Here is a 13,227-nt window from a genome sequence, read left to right as displayed (position 1 = left end):
TTTATAAAAACCAAATACCGAATCTCTTTTTTATAAAGAACACATTAATCATAATGCCCACAACAAGAAATAATATATAAACCTTCTTGCTCGATTCGATAAATTAGGCGATTCTTTTTGTCAATTCTGATACTTAATAATCCTTGATTGGAATATTTAAGTTTTTCTGCTTTTCCTACAGTTGGACTACCAGGAGCACAGCGTTCAATATCTTTTAAAAGTTTATTAATCCTCTTTACGGTTTTTATATCAGTATCAATCCAATTTTCATAGTCTTTCCATGCTTTAGGACTCCATATTTTCATCATAGACTAAATCTCTTTTAAATCATGAATTTCGGCATGTCCTTCTTTCATAGAAAGAAACATTTGATCCATTTTTTCGGCAAAGGCCCGCTCCTTCCTTTCTTTGTCCGACATCGTAGTAACAGGGAATGGAAATCCTCCATAGGAAACAAATTGACGCATAAACACATTTAAAGCTGTAGATGCGTTCATCCCCAATTGTTGAGCAAGTTCATCAAAATTTTTCTTTAATTCCTTATCAACACGAAAATTTATAGATGCTGTTTCCATGTTTTTGCTCCTTTGTTAAACGAATGGAAGATATACCCACATATTACAATAAAAATTGCAAATATATATACAATAGCAACACAAATGATACAAATTTACAAAAATCAATCATAGCAATGATCTTAAGGATCAAGAAAACATCGTTAAACAGTTAAATATCCTGTTGGTTTTAAAAGTGAAACTTGTTAAGGAAGGATCAAAAAGAAGGCATAGAAATCTCTAAAATTAAGTTGTGAAAAATCAAATTCAGGAGTTCCTATGCCGCGTTTATTATCTATCCTAAAAGACCGTAACTGCAAGTCCCAAATTAACGAACGTTCTTTAAAAGAGTATTTTTCCTCTACCGTTTCGGCATCTTTCATCGGACGTATGGCAAGAAAAGTCGGTCTTAACCGGAGAAAATGCCGTTTTAATCCCGTCAGTTTTGTAACGTCAATCATTGTGCAGACAGGCTCAGGCGCTAAATTCACCATAGCTTCAATCGGTGCCCGTTATGCCGCTCTGTCAGGGCAGAGTATGGAGAGCAAACCGTTTCACAATAAAATCAAAAAGCCGGAGGTTACACAATTGATGGGTATGTTGCTTAAGCGCTATACGGATTTTCTCAGTGCTAAATTTGCCCAACCCAAGCACGGGAGACTTTTATTAAATATTTTAAGAGAGCACGGTCTTGCCGTTGAAGATATCGAAGCGGTTGACGGCTCATATTGGCATGTAAACGATAAGCTTGAAGATATTTTTCCCGGCTGCCGTACCGCCGCTAAAGGCGATGAACTGCCTGACAGCTATGACGAGCAAGGTAATGCCGTAAGCAAGGAGCCTAAGAACGCTCAAATCGGTATGCAGACGGTATTTTCTTTAGTCACGGGTATGTTTAAAGCCGTAACTTTTACTTCCGGCACCGCCGATGAAAGAGAGGTCGTAAACGCAGACAAACAACATCCGGTACTTAAAATCATGGATGCCGGCTATGTCAGCTATGCTTTACTTGAACTTATTCATAAAGCCGGCTCTTATTTTATGCTGCTCGGTAAATGTAATATGACGGGGAAAATTACCGCCTGCTTCCTTAAAGGAAAAAGCTTAACTAATTTTATTGACAAGGATTTAAAAGAGCCGCTGCTAAGGGCCTATCGTCCGCATGACATTCTTGATATGGACGTAATCTTAAATAACGGCTTACAAGTAAGAGTTCTGAGGGTATGGAGCAACAACAAAGGTACCGTATCTTATCTAATCACCGATATTCCGCGGCAATGCTTTCCGGCACAATATGCAGTATTAATCCAAAAGCTGCGTTGGTCGATAGAGCTCCTGTTTAAATGCCTTAAAAGCAGAGTTAATTTAAGAGGCGTCAATACTTCCTATCTCACCATTGTCTATACCGTTGCTCAGGCAAGTCTTATTGCGGCAATCATAAAATACCTGATTTACCTTTATCTTGATGAAAAACACAGGTATTACATCTCCATGTACAAGGTATTCGTCAATTGTGACCCGTGGTGGGACGAATATTGCGTAAATTTATTTAAACTCAACATCCGTGCGCTTAAGCAGAATTTTAAGATGATCCGAACTATTGCCAATCAATATCGAAAATCACAAACTTCAAACACGCGGAAAGAAGAATTTAAAAGCTTTGAAGCTGTGATTGAATTTTTGGCTAAAGCCCCGATAAAGACTACGATTGAGGCTAATTTTTCATATGCTTAAGGACATGGATATGAAAATTACAAAAAAACAGTAAAACAAATAAATAGAGCATATGCTTACTTTCTTTGATGCAATGCCATTTTTAAACTTCGCGCTAAAGAATAAAAATTTGTGCTTACAAACACAGGTCTGGATCAAAATTCTTTTTCGGCAGCGTATGAATGATGTTTTACGCTAGACAAGAGAGAATAGTTGTCCTTTAGTGTAAAAGTTATTAAAAATTTCAAAAGAGTGTTTTTAGTTAATCTTAATTACTCTCTCTGACTGTGGGTTATTAAGCTCTTTTAAAGCATTGCCCTCAACCGTAAAAAACTCTACCTTGTCAGATTTTCTATCAGTTAACGAAAAATAAGCTCTTTCTGAGGATTTAGGAAAAAGTGAAGCAATGTTATAAGAATGAACACGCAATGTGGGATTATCAGATGCCATTCCGCAATTATGTTCAGGATCGATATGCAGTTTGGATAAACCAACAAGGCCAAGGCCTGAGTCTTTTAATAAAGACTCACGAACTGTCCACAATAAAGTAAAAAACTCTCTTTGCTCCTTTTCAGAGAGTTTGAAAATACAGTTTTTCTCAGGATCGGTTAATACCTTTTTACACAAACCATGAAAGTTTTTTCGTTCTTTGACGCACTCAATGTCAAATCCCATCTCAATGTTACTAAAAGCAACTCCGATATAATTTCCCGAGTGCGAAAAATTAAAAAATAAGGAAAGCGACGGATCAAAATACGGCTTACCGTGAGATCCAAAAGACAAAGAAGGAATATCATTTAAAGCATAAAACGATTTTAACGCAAGGCGCAGCAACACCCGGCTTGCTAAGAATGTCTTTTTCTTTTTAGGTTGAAAATCGCGAGCTATTTCATGATCGCTTTGCGGTAGGGAAGCAACAGACACAAGAAGACTGTCTAAATTAGAAATGACAACTTTCACTTAATGTCTATTCCTTATTTTCTTTACCGACATTAGCAAAAAGAGCAGCATCTGCCGCAGCCTCTTTCTTTGAAGAAGCTCCCTGTCCCTCATCGGCGACCGTTTCTTTTTCGGCGACGGCTTTCTTTTTACGCTTAAAGAACTTTACGAAAACGGCAAGCATCAAAGCATACAAAACAATCGAGAAAACTATAGCGAAAATCAGGTTATGCTTAATAAACAAATCGGTCTCAAGACCGAGACTTATAAGGATATCGGTGCTTTTTACCAAAAAGGCGATTCCTGCGGCAAAGAGCGCATCACCGATCAACATACTGACGATGCCAAGGCGCATATGACGTGGAATAAAGCAGGTGATAATGCCTAAAACAAAAAGGCAGGCGCCTGAATATAAAAAGAATCTTTCAGCTGCTAATATCATAAAAAACATGCTTTTTTTGCTATGATCTCTTTTATAAGTATAGCATTTAAAACAGTTAATTAGGATAAATCCATGTTAGTCTGGAACGGCGATCCGATTGCTTTTTCCATAGGGCCCGTCGTAATCCGTTACTACGGATTATTTTTTGCTTTAGGCTTTATTATCGGCTATTTCATTATGCAGTTTCTGTTCAGAAAAGCCGGTTATAAAACTGAAGATTTAGATAAGCTTTTAACCTTTCTATTCATCGGTACGATCGTCGGTGCGCGTTTAGGCCACTGTCTTATTTACGAGCCGCAGTTTTATTTATCGCATCCTCTTGAGATCTTAAAAATCTGGCATGGGGGTCTTGCAAGCCACGGCGGGACTATAGGCGTACTTTTAGCCATTTACATTTTTGCAAAGCGCTGCCATTACCGTTTTTTAGTTATTGCCGACATGCTGTGCATTCCCGTAGCTCTTGTCAGCACCTTCATCCGTCTTGGCAATTTCATGAACTCGGAAATTTTAGGCAAGTACACCGACAGTCCTTTGGGCATTGTGTTTGCCCGCATCGGCGACACCATGCCGCGTTATCCTGCGCAGCTTTTTGAAGCCTTTGCCTATTTTATAATTTTTATAATTTTGACTCTTGCCTACTTTTACGTTAAAAAACGCGGTCCCGGCTTTATCCTCGGACTTTTATTCATATTAATTTTCTCAGCCCGCTTTATTATTGAGCCGTTTAAAGTCGAACAGGCTGATTACACCACCGGAATTGCCCTAAATGTCGGGCAGATTTTAAGCATTCCGTTTATTATTTTAGGAATAATCCTTATTATCTATTCACGACACAAGCGTCTAAATTAAGAAGGTAGCAACATGTCCCTTGAAATCGTTATTCTTTCAGCAGGCAAAGGCAAGCGCATGCATTCTGACTTGCCTAAAGTTTTACATAAAGTTGCAGGCAAAAGCATGCTTAGGCATGTTATCGACACCTCTTTAACTTTAGACCCTCTTAAAATCCATGTCGTAGTAGGACACGGCGGAGAAATCGTAAGACAGTCTCTAACCTCTTTACCGCAAGAGATTTTCTCAAAAATAAATATCGTCGAGCAAAAAGAACAATTAGGTACGGGACATGCAGTCAATACCGCCATGCCCTGCGTACAAAAAGATTCAAACGTCGTCGTCCTTTACGGAGATACTCCACTTACACCAACAGACGATCTTAAAGCTTTGCTTAAGGCCTGCCCCAAAGACGGAATGTGTCTTCTTACCGCCATTGCCGATAATCCTTTCGGCTACGGACGCATCGTAAGAAATAACGACGGCCTGATTGAAAAAATCGTCGAAGAAAAAGACGCGAATGCTCAAGAAAAACTTATAAATGAAGTAAATACCGGCATGATGGCAGCACCTGCCTGCGTATTTAATGAATATTTGCCCAAGCTTAATAATGAAAATGCCCAAGGCGAGTATTACCTTACCGATTTAGTCGCCCTTCTTCGCGCTGACGGAAAAGAAGTAAATCCGGTAAAGGCACCGGAGTTTTCGGTATTATGCGGCGTCAACAACAAAGTTCAGCTTAGCTTTATCGAAAGGCTCTATCAGGAAAGAGCAGCAAAAACCTTACTTGAGGAAGGCGTAACTCTTGCCGACCCCAAGCGCTTTGATCTGCGCGGCACTTTAACTCACGGTAAAGATGTCTTTATTGATGTAAACGTCATTATTGAAGGCAACGTAATTTTAGGCAATAACGTTATCATAGGTGCCGGATGCGTGCTAAAAGATGTTTCAATAGGCGATGACAGCATCATTTCCCCTTACACCGTCATGGAAAAATCTAAGCTCATGCGCCATACCACCATAGGACCTTTTGCAAGACTGCGCCCTGGCAACGTACTTGAGGATGAAGTTCATGTCGGCAACTTCGTTGAGGTAAAAAATTCTCATATAGGCTTTGGAACCAAAGCAGGTCATTTAAGCTATTTAGGTGACAGTGACATCGGAACTGATGTTAATATCGGCGCCGGAACCATCACCTGCAATTACGACGGCGCCAACAAGCACCGAACCACGATTGAAGATGAGGTGTTCGTCGGATCCGACACTCAGCTTGTAGCCCCTGTTACCGTGCGCAAAGGCGCCACAATCGGCGCCGGTACCACCGTAACCAAGGAAGTTCCCGAAAAAGCTTTGGTCATTACGCGCGTAAGACCTATTTACTTTAAAAATTACCAGCGCCCTGTCAAAAACAAGAAATAACGAAAAAGGATAAAAACCATGTGCGGAATTGTTGCAGCCATTGCTCAAAGAGATATCGTAGACATTTTACTTGAAGGTTTATCCCGCCTTGAATACCGCGGATATGACTCGGCAGGTCTGTGCGTCATTCATGACAATGACTTCAAGCGCGTACGCGTCACCGGCAAAGTCTCGTCATTAAAAGAAGCCGTAAGCAAAGAGTCTTTTTCTGGCTCTTTAGGCATCGCTCACACCAGATGGGCAACCCACGGCCGTCCTTCGGTTGAAAACGCCCATCCGCATATAAGCGGTGATTTTGCCCTGGTGCATAACGGCATTATTGAAAACTTCAAAGAGATTAAAGCCAAACTTGAAAAAGAAGGTTTTGAATTTCACTCTCAAACCGATACCGAGGTCTTGGCTCATTTAATTTCTTATTACGCCCAAACCGAGTCCGACACCAAAAAGGCATTGCGCCTTGCTTTAAACGACGTCGAAGGCACCTACGGCATCGCGCTTATCAACAAACACGAGCCTGATACTTTATACACCGCTCGTAAAGGCTCTCCTATCGTTATCGGATTAGGCTTCGGAGAAAACTTCGTCGCCTCCGACGTGTTGGCGCTGCTGCCCGTGACACAGCGCTTTATCTATCTTGATGATGATGAAATCGCAGTTTTAAAGCGCAAAGAGCTTAAGATTTACGACAAGGACTTAAAGCCTATCGAAAAAACCGTCAAAGAAAGCGAGCTTGACGTCTACTCGGTATCAAAAGGCCCGTACCGCCACTTCATGCAAAAAGAAATTTTTGAGCAGCCGCGAGCAGTTGCCTATACTTTCGAACGCCGTATCGAAGAAGATAACGTCAGCTTTGAAGCTTTCCTCGGCACTGATGAAAACAGTTTTAAGGATGTGGACAACATTCAGATAGTCGCCTGCGGTACCTCATATCACGCAGGACTTGTCGGCAGATTCTTCCTTGAAAATCTCGCCAAGGTGCATACGGAAGTTGAAATCGCTTCAGAGTATCGCTACCGCAACAGCATCACTTTGCCAAATTCTCTTCTGGTAACTTTATCCCAGTCAGGCGAAACCGCCGATACTCTTGCCGCTTTAAGAAAAGCCAAGAATTCAGGATATAAAGGCTCACTTGCCATCTGCAACGTTCCGGGCTCATCACTTGTAAGAGAATCGGATTACGTATTTTTAACCAGAGCCGGTGCTGAAATCGGTGTTGCCTCCACCAAGGCTTTTACCACTCAGCTTATCGCTCTTATTCTCCTTGCAATCCGCATCGGACGGGTAAAAGGGACTTTAAGTAAAGAGCAGGCCGTTGAAATAATTAAAGAGATTAAAAAGCTTCCCGATGAAATCAGCAGTGCGCTTAAAACAGCTGCTACCGTTGAAAAACTTGCCGAAGAATTTGCAGGAAAACATCACTGCCTCTTCCTGGGCCGCGGTGAAATGTATCCTATAGCTCTTGAAGGCGCCTTAAAGCTTAAAGAAATAAGCTACATCCATGCCGAAGGCTATGCCGCAGGTGAATTAAAGCACGGACCGATTGCTCTTATCGACGCTTCAATGCCGGTTGTGGTTGTGGCTCCTGACAACGAGCTTATCGGCAAACTTAAATCCAACATTGAAGAGGTAAAGGCCCGCGGCGGTATTTTATACATCTTCACCTCAGACAAAACCGCAATCAAAGAAGATGCCACCACCCGCGTCATCAAGCTCAAAGTATCAGGACAATATTTGCAAAGCGTGATTTACACCATACCGCTGCAGCTGCTTGCTTATCACGTAGCACTAATTAACGGTACGGATGTTGATCAACCTCGCAATTTAGCGAAGTCCGTCACAGTTGAGTGATGAAAAAACAGAAAAAGCGCAGGTTTTCGCCGAATCTACGGTAAAATCATGTGCTTTTTCATAAATTTAACATTTTTAAGGTGTAATGAAAGAATCCCATGTAACTTTAAGCGAAAAGATCGCTTTCGGTTTGGGCGCCATGAGCAAAGACATCATTTATTGGTTCATCGGCGCTTATCTGATGCTGTACTTTACCGATTTTTACGGATTATCCGCAGCATTTATCGGTTTTATTTTCTTAATAGGCAAAATCGCCAACGCTTTTCTCGATCCCTTTTTAGGCTACGCGATAGATAACACCGCTGCGCGTTTTAGTAAATTCAAACCTTGGATCATCATCGGCAGTCTGTTAACCGCCGCGTCGGTTATTTGCCTGTTTTATAAACCGAATCTTCAAGGATCCGATCTTACTTTATACGGTCTTAGCTTTTATTTTCTTACCATCATCGCTTATTCGCTGATGGATATACCGTTTTGGTCATTAATTCCTAATTTCGGTACTGTCGGCAAAGATCGCCTAATCATGACCGCAATTCCCCGTGCCATGACGGTTGTCGGCGGACAGTTCATTCTTATTTTCGGGTTATTTTTAATCGGCAAGCTTACATTTAACGCAGAGCATGACTTATCAGAAGGATTTTTCACGCTTGCCGCCGCCTGCGCATTATTTTTCGTAATAACTCAGTTTTTAATGTGTTTTACCCTCAAAACGCGCCGACAAAAATTTAAATACGCTAAATTCTCAGTAAGTAAAGCCTTTGAACTTATAACCAAAAACGATCAGCTGCTAGCTACCGTTTCTATTATGGTTTTGCAGCAAATTGCCATCGGAATCGTCAACAGCTCACTTATTTTCTATTTCCTCCAAGAGCATGTAATTACCGCCAAGCATTTCACTCTCATTATGTCAGGCGGTGCCGTAATTCAATTTTTAACGTATATTTTGTTGCCCAAAATAATCGGCATTATTTCCCGCAAAGCCGCATTTTATATATCAGGCATTTTGATGTTATGCGGTTTTATTTCCATGATTTTCCTGTCACTTACGACCGGTAACCCGATAGTACTGTGCGTAAGCTTCTGCCTTGCCAATTGCGGTATGGCTCTTATGATTGGAATAACAACTTCAATGCTTGCCGACTGCGTTGATTACGGTGAATTTAAAAACGGCATCCGCTCTGAAGCCCTAATCTTTTCACTGCAAACATTCTCTGCAAAATTAGGCACCGGCATTGCCCTTTTCATGTCCGGTCTTTCTATATCCGCGGCAGCTTACATTCCCCGTGAAATCACATTCGTTCATCAGGAGTTCAGCTTCCGTCTGGCTCTTGTCATCGTCTGTCTGCTTATTTTAATTTCGCTTTGGATCTATAGCCGTTACTACAAGCTAAACGGCATTTTGTTCAAATCCATGCTTTCCACCCTTGAAAAACTAAGAACTTCAGACGGAATGATTCATGACACGCAAAGACTTATCCGTTATGCAATCGATGAAAATAACGTACTGCTAAAGCTTAAAGGAGAAACATTAGAAGAGGTTTTAAGTCCGCTTGTGTCCTGTCTTGCCCGCAGTGGTGTTATCTCATCTATTTCAGAATTCAGATCCGAGCTTAATAAAAGGCTAAAAGTTACTCCTTGCGGCATTGCTGAAGGTATAGCCATTCCGCACGCCCGCGGCGAATGCGTGAAACGACCGGCTATTGCCATTGCCGTTTTGGAAAAACCTCTTGATTTAGGATCTTATGACGGTAAAAAATGCGATCTTATATTTTTAATCGCAAGTCCTGATGACGGACAAACCCATTTAAATCTTTTAGGTCGTTTATCATTGGTTTTAAACGAGCAGGGATTTGCCGATTCACTTCGTCATGCCGGAACCGCGCGCGAAGTTGTTACGCGCATTGCCCGTTATGCCCAACACTTTGATTAATTATTTTTGTAAATTTTATGCTGTTTAAAAAACTTATTGCTTTAGCTGCCATCGTGTCTTTATCTTTTTGCGCTCAAGCTTCAGATAAAAAACTTCAAGTTTGCGCCACCGCGCAAATGTACAACGCTCTTGAAGCACTTACGCCTAAAGTTCCGGTTGAATTTGATGCTCACTACACTACCGCATCCAATATCTATACCGGAATTATCAATAATAAGTTAAAGTGCGATGTCATAATAAGTCCGGATGAAAGACTGCCTATTAGTCTCATTCGTTTAAATAAGACCTCCCCTGCATCCTTTATTCCCTTTACCCGCGCCAAACTTATTCTTTGGTCAGCTAATCCGCGCTTATTTAACGGTAATATTTCTGCAATTTACTCCAAAAAACTAAAATCACTGGCAATTCCTGACCCAAGACTTACCCCTGTGGGTTTTGCCGCAAAGCAAATCGTCTCTAACAAAGGATTTCCGACAGGATATCTGAAAAATAAAATTTTCTATCCTGAGCACGAATACCAAGTCCATTCCATGGTTGCAAACCAAAACGTGGAAGCAGGTTTTATAACCCTCCCTTTAATAAGCTCCAAAACCAGAATGGCAAACGGTTCATACTGGGTAGTTCCGCGCGGATATTATCCTGATATTCTTTACTACACTTTAATTATTGACGACTCGCCAAAACGCGATGACGCGTTGGTCTTCACCCGCTTTTTAAGAGAAAGTGATGAAGCACAAACCCTGCTTGAAGCTTTCGGCTTCGGATCATTAAATCCTACGGAAAAAGGTCAACTTGATTTACGTTTACCGGGTTGGCAGAGTAAATAAGCTTACAAACACTGTTTCATCTTTATTTGAGCCTTTCATGAAAACTAAGGCTCATTATTTTTATTTATTCTTAAATCAACTTTCTATAGATTTATCTTTGTTTTTCAACAAATCATTAACGCTAACTATTTAAGTTTTAACACTTTCTTCAGATGAACATTATGAATAGTATTGTATGTGTTTGTAACGCAAAACATTTTCAATTATAGTTAAGACATGATTCATTTAGTGTAGAAGTTCAAAGATGTCAGCATTATTACAAGTTCGCATTGATGAAACGTTAAAAAAACAAGCACAAGAAGCAGCAAAGGCAATGGGCCTTGATTTAACATCCGTGATCCGCATGTGTTTAACACAAATGGTTAATCTTCGTAAGTTGCCTTTTACTCCTACTGCTGATTCTTTTTACTCTAAAGCCAATCGGGAAGCTTTGGATCACAGCATTTGGTCTTTAAACAATGAAGAAAAAGTCACAAAAACAATGCAAGAGTTAAGAGCTTTGGAGGAATAACTGAATATTATCTTTTCTAAAGCAGCATGGGACGAGTATCTGTATTGGCAGCAAACAGATAAAAAGGCATTAAAGAAAATAAATAACTTAATTGAGGCTATAACAAGATCTCCATATGAAGGAGCGGGGAGCTCTGAACAATTAAAATATGAGTATTCGGGATATTGGAGCAGACGAATCGACTTAAAGAATCGCTTAGTTTTCGTTGTAAAAAACGATTGCTGTGAAATTATCCAATCTAAAGAGCACTATTAACATTAGGAGCTTTTTTATCGGATAAAAACCGTAGTGCAATCCAACAAAAAAACCGATCCTACATTTACGCAAGATCGGTTTTAATTTTTCTTAAATATCTATTAATTAACTATCTATTACTTCATCAAATTCGGCAAGAACATAGTGATCTGTGGAATGAAAGTAATCAAAGTCAAAGTACCGATAGTCAGGAAGATAAACGGAACGATGCCTTTTAACACGACTTCAAGCTTCGTATTGGAAATACGAGCCGCCACGAAGAGCGCCATGCCCAAAGGCGGGGTAATAAAGCCGATGGCAAGGTTTGCGACCATGATAAGGCCGAAGTGAACCGGATCGAGACCTAAAGAAACGGCAACCGGTAAAAGGATCGGAGCCAAAATCAAAATTGCAGGGGTCTGATCCATAAAGCATCCGACGATAAGCAGCATGATGTTAATCAAAATTAACAAGACAATCTTGCTGTCGGTGATCTCAAGCAATGTTTGAGTTACAAGCTGCGGAACCTGCTCTACGGTTAAAATCTTGGAGAAACCGGTCGCGCATGCCAAAATTACCATAACGGTACCGGTCGTGCAGCATGAAGTGGCAATTGCTTTAAATAAGCCTTTTGCATCAAGCTCGCGGTGAATGAAGGCACCGCAGATAAATGCATACAAAGCGGCGATTGCGGCAGCTTCGGTAGGAGTGAAGATACCGGCGTAAATACCGCCTAAAATGATGATCGGGTTAATTAAAGCCCACTTGGCTTCCCATACGGCATCCCATGCTTTTTTACCGGAGAACGGCTCACTGTGTCCCTTATATCCTTTTACCTTGCAGTAAATATAGGAATAGAGCATCAAAGCGCCGCCGATTAAAAAGCCTGGGAAAAATCCGCCCATAAACAAAGAGGTAACGGAAGTTCCGGTAGAAACACCGTAAAGCACCATCGGAATAGACGGCGGAATAATTACGCCGATAGTTCCGGCCGTTGCGACTAAGGCCAAAACGAAAGAGCGCTTGTAGCCAAGCTCGATCATGGTAGGAATAACCATGGAGCCTACGGCAGCCACGGTTGCAGGACCAGAGCCTGAAACTGCGGCAAAGAACATGCAGACTAAAACGGTAACGATTGCAAGACCGCCGGTGATGCGTCCGAAAAAGACGTTACAGACATTTAAAATTCTGCGGGATACGCCGCCGGCTCCCATCAAGTCGCCAGCCAAAATAAACAAAGGAACAGCCAGAATCGGGAAAGAATCGCAGCTAATTACCATCTGCTGAGAAAGAGCATTAAGGCTTAATGTCTCTCCGGTAAGTAAAGCCGCAAGAGTGGACAAGCCGATTGCAAGACCGACCGGCATATTTAAGATCAAAAAGATCGCAAGAGAAACTAAAAGAACTGTTGATGCCATCTTGCTACTCCCTACTGCTCAATCTCGGCATTAGGATCACCTTCGCCGTCTTTTAAATGCTTAATATGGTAAATAATTCCCTGAATCAGGCGAATGGATGCCAATCCGAAGCCTACGATAGGAGCTAAATACACAATCCACATAGGAATACGCATTGCAGGTGATAACTGTCCAATCATAAGCTGAGTCTGAACCATGCCCCAACCTAAATAAATTACGGCTATAGCAAAAACCAATGAAAGAACGTCACCTAAGATAACTACGTACGGACGAAGAATTTTAGGGAACAAAAATAAAAAGGCATCAATCTTAATATGACGCATGACTTTGGCACCATAGCTGATGCCGATAAAAACAAGCCACACGAACATATAACGTGCAAGTTCTTCTGACCAGCCTAAAGATGAATGGAAAATATAGCGCATGATAACCTGGAAGCTGAGTACGATACCGATAGCCGACATCAAGATCACGCAAATCCACATCTCTAATTTATTATTTAAAAAATCTAATATTTTCATCATAAAACCGCAGAATATAGGGAACAGACTGAGGCTAAGTTAA

Annotated in this window: 14 protein-coding genes; 8 read left to right on the top strand and 6 right to left on the bottom strand. The window is 41.0% G+C overall.

The window, feature by feature from the left end:
• Nucleotides 1–44: 44 nt before the first annotated feature.
• Together QZ019_RS00200 and QZ019_RS00195 are read right to left on the bottom strand one after the other, a co-directional pair.
• The gene (locus QZ019_RS00200) at nt 45–308 is read right to left on the bottom strand and encodes a Txe/YoeB family addiction module toxin (protein ID WP_295481476.1); all 264 of its coding nucleotides are present in this window, start codon (nt 306–308) and stop codon (nt 45–47) included.
• 3 nt (nt 309–311) lie between these two features.
• Nucleotides 312–575: a type II toxin-antitoxin system RelB/DinJ family antitoxin gene (locus QZ019_RS00195; protein ID WP_294563842.1), complete on the bottom strand. Its 264-nt coding sequence runs from the start codon at nt 573–575 to the stop codon at nt 312–314.
• Nucleotides 576–833: 258 nt separating this feature from the next.
• Between QZ019_RS00195 and QZ019_RS00190 the strand changes: the two genes are divergently transcribed.
• Nucleotides 834–2,288 (top strand): IS4 family transposase, encoded by a 1,455-nt coding sequence (locus QZ019_RS00190; RefSeq protein ID WP_295481475.1) that lies wholly within the window; start codon nt 834–836, stop codon nt 2,286–2,288.
• A 237-nt stretch (nt 2,289–2,525) separates the two neighbouring features.
• On the opposite strand, the gene QZ019_RS00185 is transcribed toward QZ019_RS00190, so the two are convergent.
• Nucleotides 2,526–3,227 (bottom strand): 4'-phosphopantetheinyl transferase superfamily protein, encoded by a 702-nt coding sequence (locus QZ019_RS00185; RefSeq protein WP_295481473.1) that lies wholly within the window; start codon nt 3,225–3,227, stop codon nt 2,526–2,528.
• A gap of 7 nt (nt 3,228–3,234) precedes the next feature.
• Nucleotides 3,235–3,648: a hypothetical protein gene (locus QZ019_RS00180; protein ID WP_294563851.1), complete on the bottom strand. Its 414-nt coding sequence runs from the start codon at nt 3,646–3,648 to the stop codon at nt 3,235–3,237.
• Nucleotides 3,649–3,720: 72 nt separating this feature from the next.
• Here QZ019_RS00180 and lgt point away from each other — a divergent pair, with 72 nt between their 5' ends.
• The 7 genes from lgt (at nt 3,721) to QZ019_RS00145 (ending at nt 11,266) form a co-directional block, all read left to right on the top strand.
• On the top strand, nt 3,721–4,497 hold the full coding sequence (gene lgt, locus QZ019_RS00175; protein ID WP_295481472.1) for a prolipoprotein diacylglyceryl transferase: 777 nt from the start codon (nt 3,721–3,723) through the stop codon (nt 4,495–4,497).
• A 12-nt stretch (nt 4,498–4,509) separates the two neighbouring features.
• Nucleotides 4,510–5,895: a bifunctional UDP-N-acetylglucosamine diphosphorylase/glucosamine-1-phosphate N-acetyltransferase GlmU gene (glmU, locus tag QZ019_RS00170; RefSeq protein WP_295481471.1), complete on the top strand. Its 1,386-nt coding sequence runs from the start codon at nt 4,510–4,512 to the stop codon at nt 5,893–5,895.
• Nucleotides 5,896–5,913: 18 nt separating this feature from the next.
• Nucleotides 5,914–7,743, top strand: a complete 1,830-nt coding sequence (gene glmS / locus QZ019_RS00165; protein ID WP_295481470.1) for a glutamine--fructose-6-phosphate transaminase (isomerizing) — start codon at nt 5,914–5,916, stop codon at nt 7,741–7,743.
• An 85-nt stretch (nt 7,744–7,828) separates the two neighbouring features.
• The gene (locus QZ019_RS00160) at nt 7,829–9,673 is read left to right on the top strand and encodes a glycoside-pentoside-hexuronide (GPH):cation symporter (RefSeq protein WP_295481468.1); all 1,845 of its coding nucleotides are present in this window, start codon (nt 7,829–7,831) and stop codon (nt 9,671–9,673) included.
• Nucleotides 9,674–9,690: 17 nt separating this feature from the next.
• Nucleotides 9,691–10,500, top strand: coding sequence for a molybdate ABC transporter substrate-binding protein (modA, locus tag QZ019_RS00155; protein WP_295481467.1), 810 nt, complete (start codon nt 9,691–9,693; stop codon nt 10,498–10,500).
• A 244-nt stretch (nt 10,501–10,744) separates the two neighbouring features.
• Nucleotides 10,745–11,011: a type II toxin-antitoxin system RelB/DinJ family antitoxin gene (locus QZ019_RS00150; RefSeq protein ID WP_295481466.1), complete on the top strand. Its 267-nt coding sequence runs from the start codon at nt 10,745–10,747 to the stop codon at nt 11,009–11,011.
• A complete protein-coding gene (locus QZ019_RS00145; RefSeq protein WP_249082822.1) occupies nt 11,012–11,266 on the top strand; it encodes a Txe/YoeB family addiction module toxin in 255 nt (84 codons plus the stop codon). It begins immediately after the preceding gene.
• Between the two features lie 116 nt (nt 11,267–11,382).
• Here the strand turns inward: QZ019_RS00145 and QZ019_RS00140 are convergent, their stop codons facing one another.
• Together QZ019_RS00140 and QZ019_RS00135 are read right to left on the bottom strand one after the other, a co-directional pair.
• Entirely contained in the window at nt 11,383–12,663 is a 1,281-nt protein-coding gene (locus QZ019_RS00140) for a TRAP transporter large permease (RefSeq protein ID WP_249082769.1), read from the bottom strand.
• Between the two features lie 11 nt (nt 12,664–12,674).
• Complete coding sequence (locus QZ019_RS00135; protein WP_295481465.1) at nt 12,675–13,184, bottom strand: TRAP transporter small permease; 510 nt, start codon at nt 13,182–13,184, stop codon at nt 12,675–12,677.
• Between the last annotated feature and the right edge of the window lie 43 nt (nt 13,185–13,227).

Source organism: uncultured Succinatimonas sp. (assembly GCF_905203285.1).
GTDB lineage: Bacteria > Pseudomonadota > Gammaproteobacteria > Enterobacterales > Succinivibrionaceae > Succinatimonas.
The sequence above is the reverse complement of the archived record's forward strand: the minus strand, read 5'-3'. Positions and strand labels throughout refer to the sequence as shown.